At 35.8% G+C, this 20,111-nt stretch carries 16 protein-coding genes; 9 read left to right on the top strand and 7 right to left on the bottom strand.

The window, feature by feature from the left end; translation table 11 throughout:
- The first annotated feature begins 82 nt into the window (after positions 1-82).
- From V7024_RS02955 to V7024_RS02920, 8 genes are all read left to right on the top strand, one after another.
- Entirely contained in the window at positions 83-463 is a 381-nt protein-coding gene (locus V7024_RS02955; protein ID WP_335515635.1) for a DUF309 domain-containing protein, read from the top strand.
- Positions 464-524: 61 nt separating this feature from the next.
- On the top strand, positions 525-2,012 hold the full coding sequence (locus tag V7024_RS02950) for a leucyl aminopeptidase (protein ID WP_335515441.1): 1,488 nt from the start codon (positions 525-527) through the stop codon (positions 2,010-2,012).
- Between the two features lie 160 nt (positions 2,013-2,172).
- Positions 2,173-3,900: a phospho-sugar mutase gene (locus V7024_RS02945; RefSeq protein ID WP_335515439.1), complete on the top strand. Its 1,728-nt coding sequence runs from the start codon at positions 2,173-2,175 to the stop codon at positions 3,898-3,900.
- A gap of 487 nt (positions 3,901-4,387) precedes the next feature.
- Positions 4,388-5,272 carry a UTP--glucose-1-phosphate uridylyltransferase GalU gene (gene galU / locus V7024_RS02940; protein ID WP_335515435.1) on the top strand — a complete coding sequence of 295 codons (885 nt, stop codon included), beginning with the start codon at positions 4,388-4,390 and terminating at the stop codon, positions 5,270-5,272.
- 140 nt (positions 5,273-5,412) lie between these two features.
- Positions 5,413-6,417 carry a glycosyltransferase family 2 protein gene (locus V7024_RS02935; protein WP_335515431.1) on the top strand — a complete coding sequence of 335 codons (1,005 nt, stop codon included), beginning with the start codon at positions 5,413-5,415 and terminating at the stop codon, positions 6,415-6,417.
- 12 nt (positions 6,418-6,429) lie between these two features.
- Positions 6,430-6,852 (top strand): GtrA family protein, encoded by a 423-nt coding sequence (locus tag V7024_RS02930; protein ID WP_335515428.1) that lies wholly within the window; start codon positions 6,430-6,432, stop codon positions 6,850-6,852.
- Between the two features lie 80 nt (positions 6,853-6,932).
- A complete protein-coding gene (locus V7024_RS02925; RefSeq protein ID WP_335515426.1) occupies positions 6,933-9,632 on the top strand; it encodes a YfhO family protein in 2,700 nt (899 codons plus the stop codon).
- A 122-nt stretch (positions 9,633-9,754) separates the two neighbouring features.
- Positions 9,755-12,301: a YfhO family protein gene (locus V7024_RS02920; protein ID WP_335515422.1), complete on the top strand. Its 2,547-nt coding sequence runs from the start codon at positions 9,755-9,757 to the stop codon at positions 12,299-12,301.
- A 24-nt stretch (positions 12,302-12,325) separates the two neighbouring features.
- Here V7024_RS02920 and V7024_RS02915 read toward each other — a convergent pair whose 3' ends face one another.
- The 5 genes from V7024_RS02915 to V7024_RS02895 all read right to left on the bottom strand — a co-directional run bounded on the left by V7024_RS02915 (position 12,326) and on the right by V7024_RS02895 (position 17,906).
- Positions 12,326-13,702 carry an O-antigen ligase family protein gene (locus V7024_RS02915; RefSeq protein WP_335515420.1) on the bottom strand — a complete coding sequence of 459 codons (1,377 nt, stop codon included), beginning with the start codon at positions 13,700-13,702 and terminating at the stop codon, positions 12,326-12,328.
- Between the two features lie 12 nt (positions 13,703-13,714).
- Complete coding sequence (locus V7024_RS02910) at positions 13,715-14,782, bottom strand: glycosyltransferase family 4 protein (protein ID WP_335515417.1); 1,068 nt, start codon at positions 14,780-14,782, stop codon at positions 13,715-13,717.
- Positions 14,775-16,331, bottom strand: a complete 1,557-nt coding sequence (gene murJ, locus V7024_RS02905; RefSeq protein ID WP_335515415.1) for a murein biosynthesis integral membrane protein MurJ — start codon at positions 16,329-16,331, stop codon at positions 14,775-14,777. The genes V7024_RS02910 and murJ overlap by 8 nt, the downstream gene beginning before the upstream one ends.
- A 190-nt stretch (positions 16,332-16,521) precedes the next feature.
- Positions 16,522-17,112, bottom strand: coding sequence for a biotin transporter BioY (locus V7024_RS02900; protein ID WP_335515412.1), 591 nt, complete (start codon positions 17,110-17,112; stop codon positions 16,522-16,524).
- A 50-nt stretch (positions 17,113-17,162) separates the two neighbouring features.
- Positions 17,163-17,906 (bottom strand): DUF3298 and DUF4163 domain-containing protein, encoded by a 744-nt coding sequence (locus tag V7024_RS02895; protein WP_335515409.1) that lies wholly within the window; start codon positions 17,904-17,906, stop codon positions 17,163-17,165.
- 94 nt (positions 17,907-18,000) lie between these two features.
- Here V7024_RS02895 and V7024_RS02890 point away from each other — a divergent pair, with 94 nt between their 5' ends.
- Complete coding sequence (locus V7024_RS02890; RefSeq protein WP_335515407.1) at positions 18,001-18,378, top strand: hotdog fold thioesterase; 378 nt, start codon at positions 18,001-18,003, stop codon at positions 18,376-18,378.
- A 148-nt stretch (positions 18,379-18,526) separates the two neighbouring features.
- On the opposite strand, the gene V7024_RS02885 is transcribed toward V7024_RS02890, so the two are convergent.
- Positions 18,527-19,903, bottom strand: a complete 1,377-nt coding sequence (locus tag V7024_RS02885) for a glycine--tRNA ligase (RefSeq protein ID WP_335515404.1) — start codon at positions 19,901-19,903, stop codon at positions 18,527-18,529.
- Positions 19,904-19,916: 13 nt separating this feature from the next.
- On the bottom strand, positions 19,917-20,111 hold a 195-nt coding region (locus V7024_RS02880), incomplete at its 5' end, for a hypothetical protein (RefSeq protein ID WP_335515401.1).

Raw genomic sequence — 20,111 nt, 5'->3', positions numbered from 1 at the left:
TTTTGAGGTGGGAGTATTACTGCCCGTTAATGAGGGATAGAGTGAAATGGAGGAGAAAAAACGCAGTAAAGGGAGAGAAGTGATGAAAGATTATCCTTTAGCGTATTATGAGTTTTTTATAAGGTATAATGAAGGTGATTATTATACGTGTCATGATTTATTAGAAGAAATGTGGCTCGAAGACCGAGGGAATTTGTTTTTAAAAGGTTTATTACAAATGACAGTCGCACAGTATCATTATAGCTACGGGAATATAAAAGGAGCACGAATGATGATGGAAGTAGCTGAAATGTATTTAACTCCCTATTGCCGAATTTATTGGAACTTGAATGTTGAAAAAGTCGTCCAATTCATTCAAACGTGTCGTGAAATGTTACCAAAAGAGATAAATCAAATTCCATATGAGCAAATTCAGGATTTGCCGAAGCTTCCGCCATTTATTTTATATATGGAAGAAGTTTGAATTATCGCATTTTCCTGAAAATAAAGGTATAATAGGAAGAGAAAAAACAGGGGGTGCTGACATGTTTCAAGTACAAAAAGAATTAGCAAGTCATGAAGCAGTAGTTGTTGCATTATTTGAAGATGAAGTAATGAGTAGTTTTGTAAAAGAATTAAACGAAGCGTTTGATGGACATTTACAAGTGCTACTAGATGAAAAGGAAATTTCTCCAAAGAAAAAAGTTATTTCGAAAGTACATAGCTTAGGGAAAACAGATGTAAAGCGTTATTATTTTGTTGGTCTTGGCAAAAAAGAAAAATATACGTCAGAAACGCTGCGCGGTGCACTTGGAAAGTTAGCGAAAACATTGCAAAGTGCGAAAATGAAAAATGTTGCATTTATGTTAGATTCATTTGTTACAGAAAAATTGGACGCTATTGATGTTGCGCACATTGCTGCAGAAACATATTTCCTTGGTACATATGAGTTGTTAACATATAAAACAGATAAAAAAGAAGCTCATCAATTAGATAGCTTTGTTGTGATTACAGAGGAAGATACGCAAGAAATTGAAGCTGCATTAACAGTTGGCTATGTACATGGACGTGCTACAAACTCTGCACGTACGCTTATCAATATGCCGCCAAACATGTTGACGGCAACAGCTTTAGCAGATTATGCTGTTGAACTAGCCGAAAAGTATGATATGGATTATAAAGTTCTCGAGAAAGAGGAAATGGAAGAGCTTGGAATGGGTGCCCTACTTGCGGTAAACCAAGGTTCTACGGAGCCGCCAAAAATGATTGCTCTTTTATATAAAGGAAAAGAAGCGTGGACAGATGTAATTGGCTTAGTTGGGAAAGGGATTACATACGATACAGGTGGTTATTCTCTAAAACCACGTGAAAGCATGGTTGGTATGAAAGGTGATATGGGCGGTGCGGCAGCTGTTCTTGGCGCAATGGAAATTATCGGTGAACTTCGCCCAGAACAAAACGTAGTGGCTGTTATCCCTTCGACAGATAATATGGTAAGCGGCACTGCATTTAAACCAGATGATGTGATTACATCAATGAGTGGTAAAACGATTGAAGTGTTAAATACAGACGCAGAAGGCCGCTTAGCGTTAGCTGATGGTATTACGTATGCGAAGAATCTTGGAGCGAATTATCTTGTTGATGTTGCGACGTTAACAGGTGGTGTTATTGTAGCTTTAGGAACTCATACAACAGGTGTTATGACAAATAACGAAGCATTTTATGAGCAAGTGTTAGAAGCATCGATGGAAACAGATGAGACAATTTGGCAATTACCAATTTTCGAACGTGATAAAGAGCGTGTTCGAAATAGTAAGTTAGCAGATTTAAATAACTCCCCAGGACGTGAGGGCCATGCAATTATGGCAGGTGTATTCCTTGGAGAATTTGCAGAAGAAACACCTTGGGTGCATTTAGACATCGCGGGAACATCTGATACAAGTAGCGCACATGACTTAGGTCCAAGCGGAGGAACAGGAGCAATGGTGCGTACATTGGCAACGTTTGTTGAAAGATTTGGAAATGAAGAGTAAGTGAGGAAAGGGTTGGCATTTGCCAATCCTTTTTTCGGTATGCGCCAATGGTTTTCTACGATAAATAGGGAATTAAATGTTGTAAAAAAATAAAAAATATTGAGGGAAGCATAATTTTTTTCATATAATGAGACTATGCTGATTGAGAGGAGAAAACAACATGGAATGGAAAAAAGAGTATGAACGCTGGATTTCCTTTGCAGATTTAGATGCAGAGCTAAAGCAGCAACTAGAAGAAATGCAAAGTGATGAAAAGAAAATTGAGGATAGTTTTTATAAAAATTTAGAGTTTGGTACAGGTGGTATGCGCGGAGAACTAGGTGCCGGCACAAATCGTTTGAATGTGTATACTGTTCGTAAAGCAACAGAAGGTTTAGCTCGTTTTATTGAAAAACAAGGCGAAGAAGCAAAAGCACGCGGCGTTGTTGTTGCATACGATTCTCGTCATAAATCTCCAGAGTTTGCGATGGAAGTGGCAGCAACATTAGGTGCTCACGGTATTAAAACATACGTATTTGAAAGTCTGCGCCCAACACCAGAATTGTCCTTTGCAGTGCGTTATTTACATACGTACAGTGGTATCGTTCTTACGGCAAGCCATAACCCGCCGGAATATAATGGTTATAAAGTGTACGGAGATGATGGGGGACAATTGCCTCCGAAAGAAGCGGATGAGTTAATTCATTATGTAAATAATGTAAGTAATGAATTGACAGTAGAGGTTGACGATGTAGAGCAATTGAAACAAAACGGTCTTCTACAGATTATCGGTCAAGAAGTTGACGATGCATATTTAGAACAATTAAAAACAGTAATTCTTAATAAAGAGCTTGTGAAGGAAATTGGACAAGATTTAAAAATCGTCTTCTCACCTTTACATGGAACATCTAATATTCCAGCTCGCCGCGGATTAGAGGCAGTTGGATTTAAAAATGTAACCGTTGTAAAAGAACAAGAACAGCCAGATCCAGACTTTTCAACAGTAAAATCACCAAATCCAGAAGAGCATGCTGCGTTTGAATTGGCAATTCGATACGGTGAAGAAATTGATGCGGATGTATTAATTGCAACAGATCCAGATGCAGATCGTCTTGGCGTTGCAGTTCGCAATCATGATGGTGAGTATCAAGTGTTAACAGGAAACCAAACAGGTGCTTTAATGCTAGAATACTTATTATCACAAAAGAAAGAACAAGGTATTTTACCGGCAAACGGTGTTGTATTAAAAACAATCGTTACATCAGAGTTAGGACGTACAATCGCAAAATCTTACGGACTTGATACAATTGATACGTTAACTGGCTTTAAATTTATCGGTGAAAAAATTAAGCAATATGAAGCGAGCGGAGAATATGAGTTCCAGTTCGGTTATGAAGAAAGTTATGGTTATTTAATTCGTCCGTTCTGTCGTGATAAAGATGCGGTACAATCTGTATTATTTGCATGTGAAGTTGCTGCATATTATAAAGCGCAAGGTAAAACATTATATGATGGTTTACTTGAAGTATTTGAAAAGTACGGATACTTCCGTGAAGGACTTGTTTCCTTAACGTTAAAAGGAAAAGACGGAGCAGAACAAATTCAAAATATGATGACATCGTTCCGTGAAAATAGACCGACAGAAGTTGCGGGCTTAGAAGTAACGATTGCTGAAGATTATAAAGCGAGCGTTAGAACAAAAGTAGAAGAAAATGCGACAGAACAAATCAAATTACCAAAATCAAATGTATTAAAGTATTATTTGGCAGATGGATCTTGGTTCTGCCTACGCCCATCTGGAACAGAGCCGAAAATCAAGTTTTACTTCGGTGTGCAAGGTGATTCCTTACAACATAGTGAAGAGAAACTTGAAGCGATTAAAAAAGCTATTATGAATCGAGTACAATAAAAAAAGGGAGAAATCCCTTTTTTTTTATTGCATAAAGATTTAATAAATAAGTAAAAGGTACATGTATTGGGAATTCTTTGTCGTAGGAAAATGATGGGAAAAGGACTGCGCATAACAAACTGTTTCATGGGAAATGGCTTCTTAAAATAAAGGATTTCTTTCGCAGAATCAGTTGACATAGCGTTCGTTTATTATGTTATCAATCTATGACAAGTTTGAGGAAACCTTGACTAATGAAGAGACAATCATGTAAAATTTGTAGGGAATGTCACTTTGTCATAAAAAACAAGGGAATATTACAAAGCAAAAAGGGTGTAAGATTCCTAGAGAGATACTATACAAGAGTTAATATGACGACGTACTTCATATTTATGTTCTCTATATTAAGTGTGCTTTGTACAATAAATTTATCCTGTGTAGGATAAATTAACTGATAGGAAATAAAAAATGTTCGCCATGTAAAACCATAAAGAAAGAGGTTGTAAACATGAAAAAAGTAAGAAAAGCTATTATTCCTGCTGCTGGTCTTGGAACACGTTTTTTACCAGCAACGAAGGCAATGCCAAAGGAAATGTTACCGATTGTTGATAAACCAACAATTCAATATATCGTTGAAGAAGCAGTAGCTGCGGGTATTGAAGATATTATTATCGTTACAGGTAAAGGAAAACGTTCGATTGAAGATCATTTTGATAATGCCTTTGAATTAGAACAAAATTTATTAGAGAAGAAAAAGTATGAGTTGCTTGAAAGAGTACAAGCTTCTTCTAAAATGGTTGATATTCACTATATCCGTCAAAAAGAACCAAAAGGTTTAGGACATGCAGTATGGTGTGCGCGTAAATTCATTGGTGATGAGCCGTTTGCTGTATTACTTGGAGACGATATTGTGCAAGCAGAAACACCTTGCTTAAAACAATTGATCGATGAGTATGAAAAAACATTATCATCTGTAATTGGTGTGCAAACAGTTTCAGAAGATGAAACACATCGCTACGGTATTATTGATCCATTAGAAAAAGATGGTCGTCGTTATCAAGTAAAACAATTTGTTGAAAAACCAGCACAAGGTACAGCACCTTCAAATTTAGCGATTATGGGTCGTTATATCTTAACACCTGAAATCTTCCGCTTCTTAGAAGAGCAACATATCGGTGCTGGCGGTGAAATTCAATTAACGGATGCAATTCAAAATCTAAATGAAATTCAACGCGTATTCGCTTACGATTTTGAAGGAAAACGTTATGATGTTGGTGAAAAGCTTGGCTTTATTCAAACAACAATTGAAATGGCGCTGCAACATGACGAATTAAAAGAAGATTTACTACAAATTATGCAAAGACTTGTACAAGAACAAGCAGTTAAAAATTAATTATTGATAGATGTGTAAGATTAGACATAGTGAATTGGAGAATGAGGTATTCTAAGGGAAACATCCAATTTACTATGTCTAATCTGTGCTTATAAATTGTTCTTTACTGAGAAAATTTGAAAAAGAAAGGGGTACCTTCTTTGAAGACCATTACAATTTTAGTACCGGCATACAATGAAGAAGAAGTGTTAGATCAGCTGTACAGCCGGTTGACGGGCGTAATTGAGTCGGTGCCAAATTATAACTTCGAGATTTTATTTGTGAATGATGGAAGTAAAGATAATACATTAAATATGATTAAAGAGTTCCGAGTACGCGATAAACGCATTTCTTATGTAGACTTATCTCGTAACTTTGGAAAAGAGACAGCGATGATCGCTGGATTGGATCATGCGATGGGAGATGCAGTCATCATTCTTGATGCTGATTTACAAGACCCGCCAGAATTAATCCCAGAAATGATTCAATATTGGGAGCAAGGCTATGATGATATTTATGCAAAAAGACGTTCTCGTGCAGGAGAATCTTGGGCGAAAAAATGGACGGCTGGAAAATTCTATAGCCTATTAAAGAAAACAACAAGAATCCCAATTCAAGAAAATACAGGAGATTTTCGTTTGTTGGATAGACGTTGCGTGGAAGCATTAAAGAAAATTCGTGAAACACAGCGTTATACAAAAGGAATGTTCAGTTGGATTGGATACAATAAGAAAGAAATTTTATTCGATCGTGATCCACGCGCAGCTGGTGAAACGAAATGGAACTACTTTAAGCTAATGGATTTAGCAATTGAAGGAATTACATCCTTTACAACGTTTCCATTACGTCTTGCATCCTTCTTAGGATTCACCGTATCATTTGGCGCGTTTTGTTATATGCTTTGGATCATTATTAAAACGATGATGTATGGTGAGTCCGTAACCGGATATCCATCGATGATGACAGCGATTTTATTCCTTGGTGGAGTACAGTTGATTTCAATTGGAATTATCGGGGAGTATTTAGGTCGTATCTTTAATGAAACGAAAAATCGTCCACTGTACTTTGTAGATGAGTATAATGATGATAAAGTAACAAATTTGGATGAAAAGCCGACAGCAAAGTTATATCGCGTAGAAGATCATAAAGTAAAATCAAATCGTTAGGGGATTAAAAACGTGAATAACAAAACGAAGGAAATCTTTAACTATTTGCTTTTTGGCGGTTTAACGACGCTGGTTAATATAGTTACGTATTATGTTTGTGCAACTTTAGCTGGAATGGATTACAAAGTTGCTATGACAATCGCATGGATTGTATCTGTGTTGTTTGCATATATTACAAATAAAAAGTACGTATTTGACAGCCAACCAAAGGGCTTTGCCCATGCAATGAAAGAGTTTTTCTATTTTATGGGATTTCGCGTTTTATCGTACTTCATCGATCTCTTCTCCATGATTGCATTAGTCGAGTGGTTAGGTATCAATGATTTAGTATCTAAAATTATCGCGAATGTTATTGTTGTAGTTGTTAACTATTTTGCAAGCAAATATATAATTTTTAAAAAGAAGGTCGAAGTGAAACAAGGCCAAAATGCATAAAAAACAAATAGCTTGGCTTTATGCCGGCTATTGTTTTTTATACATATATTTTCGAACTAGGAATGATATGGAGGAGTATAATGCAACAGCTGTTAGGTTTGTTTAAGAAAAAGAAATTTTTATATGCATTAGCTTTTTTCCTTCCGTTTTCTATCTATGGTGTAATGTTTATACTGCTTGGAATAGCTCCATTTGGAGAAAAATCAATTCTTGTTACTGATTTGCACACACAGTATGTACAGTTTTACACATATTTATATGATGTTATGAAAAATGGGAAAAGCATTTTTTATAGTTGGGAAGGCGGAATGGGACTAAATTTTCTTGGCGTATTTGCCTATTATTTAGCAAGCCCGTTTTCTATTTTAATTCTCTTTTTTGATCGCGCTCATATTCCAGAAGCGATTATGGTTATGACATTATTAAAGGTTGGATTATCTGGCGTGACAATGACGCATTATTTAAGTCACATGATGAAGCGTCGTGAAATTACAATCGCATTATTCTCAACTTTTTATGGATTAATGTCATTTGTAACAGTGTATTCCTTCTGCGTGATGTGGTTGGATGCAATTTATTTACTGCCACTTATTATGCTTGGAATTGAGAAGTTGTTGACGACTAAAAAATACGGATTGTTTATTTTTAGTTTAGCTCTTACGTTTATTACAAACTTTTATATTTCCATTATGGTAGGGATCTTTACATTTATTTACTTTGTGGCGCGTTTTTGCGTCCTTTATGACGTTCGTAATGTAAAGCAATTTATGCAAAAGTTTGTATGGTTCTGCTTTGGAACAGGTTTAGCAGCAGGAATGTCAGCATTTATTACGCTGCCGACGTATATGGATTTAAAGAGCAACTTTGCAGAGCGTACGAAACTGCCATTTTCTACAGCATTTAATTTCGACCCATTTGATTTTTATAGTCGTTTCTTTAATGGAATTACTGATACAACGGTTAATGGAATGCCAAACGTGTATGCTGGTGTATTAACACTCTTACTTGTTCCATTATTCTTTGTAACAAAGAAAATTTCATTAAAAGAAAAAATTGTATACGGGGCAGTGATGCTCTTTATCGTTCTTTCTTTTGAAATACCATTTTTAAATATTGCTTGGCATGGTTTTGAACCACCAACAAATTTCCCGTATCGTTATTCGTTTGTATTGTCATTCTTACTTATTTATGTGGCTGTTCGAACGTTTATGGTATTTGGAGAAGAATTATTACCTGCATTGAAAAAGGTCGTTTTCTTTAACCTATTTATGATTGTTTTACTTGGAAAAGTAGCACCTTCTTATATGCAATCCAATAAAATGATGGCAAACATCTTTTTCGTTGTTGTATATGCGCTGTTACTATATGCAAAAGTTCGATTAACAAAGAACAAAGCATTGGTATCTTTCACATTAGTAGCTGTAGTTGGACTAGATGCTGCACTTAACACAGTATATATGATTAAGTTAATGGGTTATGAGTATGGCTATATTAATCGTCAAGAATATGCAGCTCCATACCCGAGATATGAAGAAACAATTCGAAAAGTAGCTGAAAAAGACAAAGGGCTATATCGCATGGAAACGACAATGGGAAGAACTTGGAATGACGCAATGCGCTTTGGGTATAAAGGACTTACTCATTTCAATTCTGTTGCGAATGGACATTTGAATTTATATATGCAAGATTTAGGTTACGGTTATTTGGACGCATTAATTTTGCAAAATGGCAAAGGAATTGTTTCAACTGATGCCTTATTTGGTATGAAGTATATGATTTCGGATCGTCCATTAAATAAATATGGTTTTGACAAAGTCGACAGTGTCGGAGATATTTCCATATATGAGAATAAAAATGCTCTTCCGTTTGGATATATGGTCAATAAAGATGAGTTTGATACAAAAGGAAAAGAGAAATTAAAAGTTGAAAAAACGAACTATACAAACTCATTTGAAACACAAAATAAACTAATGGGCAAGTTAAATGGACAAACTGTTAATTATTATAAGCCGCTTGAACCAATTTCTGTTCAATATAATAACTTGGCAGTAGCAGATGATGCAGAAAAAAGTAAAAAGCAACTTGCTGCTGAGAAGAAAAAAGCAGCTCTTACAAAACAAAAAACAATCCAGTTAGTTAGACAACAAGATGATAAGACAGCGAGCATTAAATACGTATTTGACGTTAAAGGAAAACAACAATTATATACAAAATTACGTGTAGAACCAACTGGTGTAACAAAGGTTTACGTAAATGGAAAAACATTAGGTAAAACAATTGGTGAAGGACCAGACAGCGACGTGTCTGATTATCCATCTTATTATTGGAACAATGGTATCCTTGATCTAGGCTCTTTTGAAAATGAAAAAGTAGAAGTGGAAGTGAAGGTAAAACGTCATTCCGTTGAATTAGATCAACAGTTGTTCTATGGACTCGACATAGATACATTTGAAAAACGTGTAGATGAATTAAAACAACAACCATTGAACGTAACAAACTATACTGGTCGCAGTGTTCAAGGAAAGATTGATGTAAAACAAGATAATCTCCTTTTCTTATCTATCCCATATGATAAAGGATGGAAAGTAACAGTTGATGGAAAAGATGGGAAAGTACTGAAATTAAATGATGCATTTCTTGGCGTAGAACTACCAAAAGGAACACATACAATTGAATTGAAGTATACATCCCCTGGATTTGTAGTAGGGGTCATCGTTTCTGTTATTAGCTTATTGGCAGCGATTGTTCTTTGTTTTATCGTGCCAAAGAAGAGGAAGTAATGTGAAAGAGAATCCTTTCTAAGCAGGGGTAGCAGAACCTGTTTGGAGAGGATTTTTATATGTTCATTTATATAAAAAATAGCAAGTATGCAAAAATAAAAATGAAACGGGAGCATAAAATAATGAAACAATTAAGAGGGTTGTATGGGATTCTGTTCTTTTTCATTCCGTTCGGGATACTGCTTTTAAGTTATGCTATATTTGGTATGTATCCGTTTGGGAACTATTCAGTATTAATTAGTGATTTAAGCACGCAATATGTTCAATTTTATTCTTATTTACATAGTGTATTTACAGAAGGTAAGAGTTTACAATATACAATGGAGTTAGGCGGGGGAATTAACTTTATTGGAACATTTTCTTACTATTTATCAAGTCCGTTTTCTATTCTTCTTTTCTTCTTTAATAAAGCAAACCTTCCGGAATTTATTTTTCTTATTACTCTTTTAAAAGTAGGGTTTGCAGGAGTAACATGCGGCTTGTTTTTACGTTATGTGATAGGAAAGCAGCATAAAGGGTTGTTATTGTTTTCAACCGCTTATGCATTATCAGGCTTTGTTATGGCCTATTCATTTCATGTAATGTGGCTAGATGGTATTGTATTTCTACCTGTCGTTTTAATGGGAGTTGAAAAACTTTTACGAGATAAAAAGATTATTTTCTTTACGGCTACGTTAGCAATTATGTTTATCGCGAATTTTTATATTTCCTTTATGTTTGGGATTTTTACATTCCTTTATTTTATGATTCGACTCTTTACACAATATGAGTTTCGGGATATAAAAGCATGGGGAAAACATTTTCTTCTTTTCTGCATAGGAACGGGATTAGCCGCTGGAATAGGAGCGGTGATTATTCTTCCAACTTTTGAAGCATTAAAGAGTAACCCATATAGTATCACTTCAACGGACTTCAAATTAGAATGGAAACTTGATTTACTTCTTTTCTATTGGAAGCTATTATCTGGTGGATATGATTCAAGTTTATTTGGTACTCCGAACGTATATGCATCCACATTAGTACTCGTATTATTACCTTTATTCTTTGTTAATAAAGAAATTAATAAACGAGAAAAATTCTTATCTATATTTGTATTTCTGTTTTTAATTTGTAGTTTTGCAATTCCATTTTTAAATTTAGCATGGCATGGAAATAAATGGCCAAATGCATATCCAAATCGTTTTGCGTTTGTCTTTGTGATGTTAGCTGTTTTTATGGCAGCGAGAGTATTTCAACATATAAGTCGAAAAGATGTATTGCCGTTATGGATTAGTTATGGTATACACCTAATTTTATTGTATGCATTGTCAGTGAAACATTATGAAGTAGTTCATAATAAGATACTGATCATAAACGCTATCCTTATAACATTTATTGTTGTCGTATTGCATATTCGTATGATGAAACCATCATTAACAAAAATAACGACAGGATTATTGCTTCTTTGTTTAGTATGTGACATAGGTTTTAATACAAGAAAATATATTTATGGACTACATAGAGAAATGGCTTATACAAAGCGTGATGAGTATGAATTGAACAAAGATGCGAAACACGCTATTCAATATGTAAATGAAATCAATGCAGAACGTTATCGCGTAAGTACTAAATATTCCCGAACGCTAAATGATTCCTTACAATATGATTATCCATCTTTCCAAACATTTAACTCGATGGCAAATGGATCATTTCATCGCTTTTTAAAGCTAACGGGCTATTCAACGTCTCCAGACCTTTTAGTATCCAATAACCATGGGGACACGTTGCTCATGGATGCTATTTTAAAAATTGGGTATAAAATTGAAGACGGCAGCGTACCGAAATATGGACATGAAAAAATAAATCAATTTGGCTTTGCTAATGTGTTTAAGGTTAACAATATGATTCCATTTGGTTATCCAATCGAACATATACCTTCTAAAGATGAAGAAAATCCGTTTGTTTTCCAAGAAAAATTGATTAATATAAAAGAAGGAACGCTATTTAAAAAGCTAGAAGATCCAAAGATTTCATTGGAAAATATGGCTGCTATTTCAGGGCAAGAAGGAAAATATGAACGAGTTAATAAGGAAAAACCGGGATATATTACGATTCGAGTAAATATACCAAAAGAGGTTCAATTATACGGATTAGCTACAGGGATTGAAAATTGGAAAGAAATTATGGTGAATGATCAGTATCCATGTTATTTACCGCCAGATATTGAAAAAACTTTGATTGATTTTGGATATTTCCCAACAAACGGGATTACAACAATGAAGATCAAGGTTGAACAGGAAGATATCTTTTCATTAAAAGGGTTACAGTTCTATGGATTAGACATAGACAAATTTAATGAGACAATAAAAGCATTACAAAAAAGTAGTATGAAGGTTACTGAAAACTACGGAAAAATGGTTAAAGGAAGTATTGCATTAAAGGATGAAGCTACATTTGTATTCCCGATTCCTTATGATGCTGGTTGGTCAGTTACAATCGACGGGAAAGAGCATACTACAACAGCAGTTGTGGATGGGTTGCTAGGAGTGAAGGCGAAAGCTGGTAATCATGAAGTTGTACTTACTTACCATTCTCCAGGGTTAAAACTTGGAATGATGATTTCCGGTATAAGCATCATCCTTACGATATTGTTTATGATTGTACAGGTAAGAACGTTACGAAAAAAATAGTATAAGAAAAAAGCTACTGAACCCTCAGTAGCTTTTTTTTGTGGCATGCTGTATATATCCGGCTGTTAAAAAGAAATACATCATAAACGAAGCATTTTCTAATATGTTATAAAATGCGCTTCCGATAATTGCTCCAACTATTAAATATAAAGTAAGAGGAGCAAACGGTGCTTTTCTCCTATATTTCCAAAGAAGAGAAAGGAATCCAAATGTAAATCCCGCACATAAGAGCACGCCAATAATACCCGTCTCAGCAAGTATTTGAATGTATTGATTGTCAGAATAAAAATTCCATGTAATCTCATATTTTTCGTAAATAGGTGATGAAAAAGTTTGCGTAGCAGCATCCCCAAATGTACCTAGTCCATAGCCAGTAATCGGCTTATCTTGAAAGATTTCAACTGCTTTTTTTACGTAGTAAATGCGTCCGTCTTGTTTACTAAGTTCAACTGTGTCTTCTGATAATGCTTCTGTAAATCGTTTTACGCCTACCTGATCTCCCTCTAAATAGTTTGTCATTTTTGAAATGCATGTTGCACATAGGAATGACAAAAGGGAGATGACTAGAAATGATTTCCAAATTGGAATCTTTCGGTGGATACATAGATAGATAAGCATAAAGACGATAACTGTCAGAAATGCACCGCGTGAATATGTGAGCCATAATGTTGTGGCAATAAGCGTAAGCCCTGTATATGTGACATATTTCATTTTCTCGGATACGTGTTGAAGAACGTATAAAGAAATGAGAAAAGCTAACGTCAAATATAGTGCTAATTCATTTGGACCGCCGGCCATGCCGTATATCCGAATTTTATTTGTCGGAGCGAGGACAAGAGCTTTCCAAGCTTCCGGCAATAACATAGTGCGCAATGATAGTTTTTCAATTAAACCTTGCACGGACATAATGACAGAAGCGATAAAAGTAATTTTCGCAAAAAACACGATATCCTCATGATGAATGGTGATGCGGGACGCGATATAGTATACAAAATAAAATAGAAGCAATGTGTGTAATTGCATAGCAATTGCAATGAATGAAACGCCGTTTAATAGACCGATTCCCGCACCTAACAAGCAAAAAAGAAAGTATAATATTTCAAAGTATCGGAATGAAAAAAGCTTTGAAATATTATTTCGATATTGCCGTAATAGACGCACTAAGAGAGCGATGATGATAAATAGACCGATAAACTTTAGCCCAGGGTTAAAAGCAACGAGAAACGGGCGCATTGGGATAAATAGTAATAAATAAGCAATACCGAGCTTTTCATCTCGAAAAGCAGCACATGCTAGTACGAAAGAAATGAAAAGCCCGGTATAAGTTGATGGAAATAGTAATCCCAATATAATGAAGAAGATACTCGCCCATATATAGTAGAATCGAGTTGAATGTGTCATATATATCCTCCTTTAACATGATGATGGTATGCGATAAATTGTTGTAACTTCGTTCACCATTTTTGAGAAAGTAAAGTGTTGTAAGTAATGTTCGCGTCCGCATTCTGCTAAGGAATGATATAATTTTTCATCTTGTAATAATTGTGCTAAGGAAGCAGCTAATGTTTCTTCCGATCCAAACGGTATTAATAGCCCTGACTGGTTATGAACAATTACTTCTGGCAAGCCGCCGACATTTGTTGCAATCACAGGTTTTTTCATAGCAATTGCTTCAATAGCGACATAGGATAATCCTTCATTTTCTGACGGGATCACAATAATATCATGTTCTGTATACTCTTTTATAATATCGTCTTGAAATCCTTTTAATGATACATGCTCACTTAGTGATAGCTCTTGAATCATAGTTGTTAACTCTGTTTTTAATGGCCCTTCACCGATAATATCGCAGTGCCACCCTAAAGATGGATGCAGGGCTTTTAGCTTTTGCAAACTTGTTAATAAGAACGGTTGTCCTTTTTCTTTGCTTAGCCTCCCAATAACAGCAATTTTTTTCGGCTCACGCTGAGAAAGAGGGACATCTGTATATGGATCTGCAACGCCATTATAAATAACATGTATCTTTTTTTCTGGTACGCCCTTTTGACATAGTTGCTGCTTCATAAATTGAGAGATGCAAATGATTGCATCATTATAGCGAGTAAAGAAAGAATTGCTACACTTTAGGTGAAATGGCATCGGCACATTTACGTGATATGTCCAAATGACCCGAATAGGAGCACCTAATAGTTTGGCTAAAATCGCAATATAGTTTTCACGTAAAAATTGTGCATGAACAATATCGATTTTTTCTTTTTTTATAATCTTCTTTAATTGCAGGGCAGCCTGTATATCAAAAGGATGACGCATGTCAATGCGGTACATCGGTACATTTAGTTGTTCAAACTTTTTTAAGAAAGGACCAGGGATAGAGTACACAAGGATACAGCGCTCTGGACCAATAGATTCCATTAAATCTAGAACGTATTTTTCTGATCCTCCATCCCCGATATAATTTAAAAGGTACATAATTTTATTCATTTATATCCTTCCTTCTACCTAAAAATAGCGATAGCAATTGTTGTAGCTCTTTTATCTTTAATGCGTAAGTGACGAGTAAGTAAACGATGGCACCAATTGCTATTGCTAATAAGATAAGCAACTTTGTATCATGTAAGAAATGAAGCAGCAGTTTGGAAGTATACAAACTTACAAAAGATGCAACAATACATTTGAATAAAAAGCCACCGTAGCGTAAGTTCACCTGTTCTTTCTCTTTCATGAATTTTTGGAGCATCCATAATAGCATAAGTACAGTGCTCGCCGATGCTATTGAAGTGGAAAGAGCTGCACCAGCTAAACCAATCTGGTTAACAAGTATAATACATAATATAACATTTATAATCATGGAAATAATCGATGCATACATAATGTATCGATTCAGCTTCAAAGAAAAAAGCAAACGGTCAAGTAAGTCTTTTAATGGCTGCATAAGGGCAGCTAACGCATAAAATTGCAACGCGGTTGCTGTCATCATAATAGAATCTTTCCCAAATGCCCCATAGTTATAAATAACTTTGACAATTTCCTCTGTAAAAAAGGTGAAATAAATAAAGACAGGAATAAATAAATATAACAGCACCTTTATATTTGTTTCCATTAATTTTGCGAAGTCTTTCCAGTTTGAGTGATTTACGTATTCAACAAATTTAGGATACATAACTGTTAAGACAGGAGCAGCAATTAACCCAAGCGGAATAAAGTATAGCTTTTGGGAATAATTAAGCGCCGCAATAGATCCTTCATTTAATCCTGAGACTAGTGTACGATCAACAAGTAGATTAATTTGAACAGACGTACTTGTAATAAAAGCAGGAATGCTCAAAGAAATCATCGTTTTTAAAGAAGGGTCTTTCCAATCGATTATAAATTGATAACGATATCCTTCCCTCTTGGAAGCGATATAAACGAGTATATTTTGTACGATGTTTCCGACTATAACACCAAGTGCAAGTGCATAAATTCCAATCCATTGTACAAGGGCCACAAAGATAATAAGTGTAATTCCGTTTAATACAACCCATTGCATACTTGTAATACGAAATTTATGTAAACTGTTCAAATAAGCATTAAAAATATCGATCATGAATGTACAAAATACGGTCGGGAAAATAATTTGTATTAAGTGAGCTGATAACAAAGCTGTTTGCTCAGGAAGCCCGTGTGCAAAGAGTGAAATGAAGAAACGGGGCTGCAATTCAATGAGCAAAAGCGGAATGAAAAAAATAAGTAGAACAATGTTTAAAAAATTATTCATGAATCGATATGCTTTAACCGGATCTTTTCCCTTTAACTCCATAAAGATAGGAATGAAAGAAAAGGCGAAAGCGCCTGTAATACCAGTAAAAACAATCGTAGGTATATTTAAAGCGACAACGTATGCATCAACAGCATAGTTTGTACCGAAATAAGCTCCAAGTGTTACTTCTTTTGCGAATCCAAGTAGTTTTCCTAAAGCTGTCCCAAGTGTGAAAAATAGTGTTACAATGAGAAATTTTTTTGTCTTGTCTTGAGATGCTTCTCTACTCATTTCTAATCAAATCCTTACTTTAATTTAATTCTTTTTCAAGCATAATTTATTTGTATGTAAAAATCAAATATATATCTTGGTAATAGCCATGAAAAAGAGGATATTATCCAATAGGAGAATATCCTCTTTAGCTCGTATGAAAGACAAGCACGATTCCTGCCTTTTGTAACAAAATAAGGGCATTTTCACTTTAGGAAACAAGGCGACTATTTTGATAGGCAGAACGGCGAACCGCATAGTATATACGAGGTGCAATGACTGCACCAATTATTGTGAAGATAACATCTTTTACTGCAAACCACATCATAATTTTCCAGGCAGCTGCATAGCTAATGTGACCGCCCATCCAGTTATTGATAGCTAAGTACATATAAGTTGTTCCGATGACATAGGTAAGGATGATTCCAACAGCTGAAGCTGTTGCAAATGTCCCGAATTTTGGCTTCTTCACTTGTTCAACAATCTTACCTGTTACATAAGCAACGATAATGAAAGCAATAATAAATCCGCCAGTTGGACTTAATAGTTGACTAAATCCAGCTTTAAATCCAGCAAATATAGGTGCTCCGGCAATTCCAACTAATGCATAAACGATCATAGATAAGGCCCCAAGACGGCTTCCGAGAAGAAGACCAGCTAAAATAGCGAAGAATGGCTGCATAGAAAGTGGAACGCCTGCAACTTGTAGGAATGGTGCCCAAGATGTAATATTGGCACCAATCGCCATAAGTGCGACAAACATAGCGGCTAAAGCTAAGTCTAATGCACGAAGTTTATTCACAATGTCAACCTCCTGTTGTTGTTAGGTTAACATTATAGTACTGAATCCGTCTAGGCGTTGTCAATTAAAATATTTTGATATTTCGGCTCTAACACTTCACGAAGTAGTGTATAAGGAATACGGAATTGTGGAATGCCACTGACGTATGGTGCAATTTCGTACAACGGGAAATAAATCATTAAATTGTCTTGTTCTAAAACGTATTTGAGCTTTTTTTCATTCATTACTTTCTCAGCAGCGTCTGGAAAGAAATTCTCCTTATTTTGCTCAATTTGTCTAACGATTTCGGTCCTAATAATGTTTTCATATTGACTATCTTTTTGAAATAAATCTGCTAAGCGAAGCGGTTTGTTCTGCTGCATGTCGAATGTATTTGCTTTCCATTCATACATGCCATGAGCACCGCCTGTGTATTGATAATAGTTTACATACAGACTGAGTAATGGGAATGTATTGAATCCAATTTTGTAGTCAACATTTGCAACATATGGATGAAACGGAGCATCAGTTTCTTTGACCTGTTCATAATATGTTTTTGCATCTTTTTCTAATCTCCGTTTAAACTCATTTATGCTTTTTTCATAATACGTATTCATTTTCTTTTGAAATTTCTTATCTGGAATGTTACGAAATTGCGGGTAATTGAGTTGATATTCAAAATAAGGCTTCTTACCTTTTTGGGTTGCAGTATGTACTTCAATTGTAATGTTAGATGCTTGGGCTCTTATTGTTTCTTTTGGTACAATAGCAATTAAGAAGAAAAAAAGTAACATGATATATAATAGTTTCTTCATATAATATACCTCCATGTATTATAGATTTACTAATAGTTTGAAAAGAAATAGATTTTATTATGCATTTTTTGGTAATTTGAAAGGGGACAGCCATATGCCTAAAACATTAATGGAAGCGTTAGGTATTGAATTATTAGAAATGACTGAGGAAAAGGTTGTGGCGACGATGCCAGTACATGAAAGTACGCATCAACCATTGGGTTTTTTACACGGAGGAGCCTCTGTTGCTTTAGCAGAAACAGTTGCTAGTGTAGGCACATACAATTTAATTGATCAAGAGAAATATATTTGTTTTGGTCTTGAAATTAATGCAAATCATTTGCTGTCTAAACGAGACGGCATAGTCACAGCGATTGGAACGCCGCTTCATAAAGGAAAGACGACAATGGTATGGGACATTCGAATTATTGATGAAGAAAATAATTTAATTTGTATTTCAAGATGTACAGTTGCGGTGAAAGAAAAAAGATAAAAACGATTCGCGTGTCGAACATTGTCGAAGGGTCTTTAAATCGTGTCGAAGCGCCGATATATTATAAAAGTCGCCGATAAATGCTCTACTTCCGCCGATATATTGGTGGGCATGAAAAAAACGACTGCTTCACGCAGTCGTTTTTTCATTAGAATTGAATTTTCTTCTCTAAGAAGCCTTTTAGTTCGCTAATTGGCATACGTACTTGTTCCATTGTGTCACGGTCACGTACTGTTACTGCTTTATCTTCAACAGAGTCGAAGTCGTAAGTGATACAGAATGGTGTACCGATTTCGTCTTGGCGGCGGTAACGTTTACCGATAGAGCCTGTTTCGTCGAAGTCTACCATAAAGTCTTTCGCAAGCTCTGCGAACACTTCCGCGGCACCTTCAGATAGCTTTTTAGAAAGCGGCAGGATAGCTGCTTTAAATGGTGCTAATGCTGGGTGGAAACGAAGAACTGTACGAGAATCGTTTTCTAATTGTTCCTCTTCATATGCATCGCATAAGAATGCTAATGTTACGCGATCTGCACCAAGAGATGGCTCGATGCAGTATGGTACGTAACGCTCATTCGTTTGTGGATCTACATAATTAAAGTCTTCAGTAGAATGTTCCATATGACGGTTTAAGTCAAAGTCAGTACGAGATGCAATACCCCAAAGCTCGCCCCAGCCAAATGGGAATTTAAACTCGATATCAGTTGTTGCATTACTGTAGTGAGATAATTCTTCTTCACCATGGTCACGAAGACGCATGCTTTCTTCATTCATACCAAGTGCAAGAAGCCAGTTTTTACAAGTGTTGCGCCAGAATGTGAACCACTCTAAATCGTCGTCAGGTTTGCAGAAAAATTCAAGTTCCATTTGTTCGAACTCACGTGTACGGAACGTAAAGTTACCAGGCGTAATTTCGTTACGGAAGCTTTTACCGATTTGGCCGATACCAAATGGAAGCTTTTTACGCATAGAGCGCTGTACGTTTTTGAAGTTTACGAAAATACCTTGTGCTGTTTCAGGACGAAGGAAAATTTCGTTTGTGCTAGATTCTGTCACGCCTTGGAATGTTTTGAACATTAAGTTGAATTGACGAATTTCAGTGAAGTCTTCGCTGCCGCAATCTGGGCATTTTACTTCGTGTTCTTTCATTAATCCAGCCATTTGATCGAAAGTAAGGCCATCAACGATCATTTCGATACCTTTTGCTTCTAGTGCATCTTCAATTAATTTATCAGCACGGTGGCGCGCTTTACATTTTTTACAGTCAATCATTGGATCATTGAAGTTTCCAACGTGTCCAGATGCTATCCAAGTTTTTGGGTTCATTAAAATTGCTGCATCTAAACCTACGTTATACGGAGATTCTTGAATGAATTTTTTCCACCAAGCTTTTTTTACGTTGTTTTTTAATTCGATACCAAGTGGACCGTAGTCCCAAGTATTTGCAAGACCGCCGTAAATTTCAGAACCAGGGAACACAAAACCACGATGCTTTGCTAAGTTTACGATTTGCTCCATTGAAGCCATTTTCAATTCCTCCTTAAAAGATAACGTATTGGCGATGAAAGGTGGTGTAGTACTTGGAGAAGCGATTAGGTGAACGAGCCGCCTCCGCTTTTCGATGGGATCCAGCTCCAGCGACTAGAATATTCGGTGGCTTCGCTTCTTCCGCCGAGGGCAAAACCGCCTCTATGTCAGAAGCTCCATCCCCCTCGTATTCTGAGCGAGCCGCTTC

The organism is Bacillus sp. JJ864 (assembly GCF_036963045.1).
GTDB lineage: Bacteria > Bacillota > Bacilli > Bacillales > Bacillaceae_G > Bacillus_A > Bacillus_A pseudomycoides_C.
The sequence above is the reverse complement of the archived record's forward strand: the minus strand, read 5'-3'. Positions and strand labels throughout refer to the sequence as shown.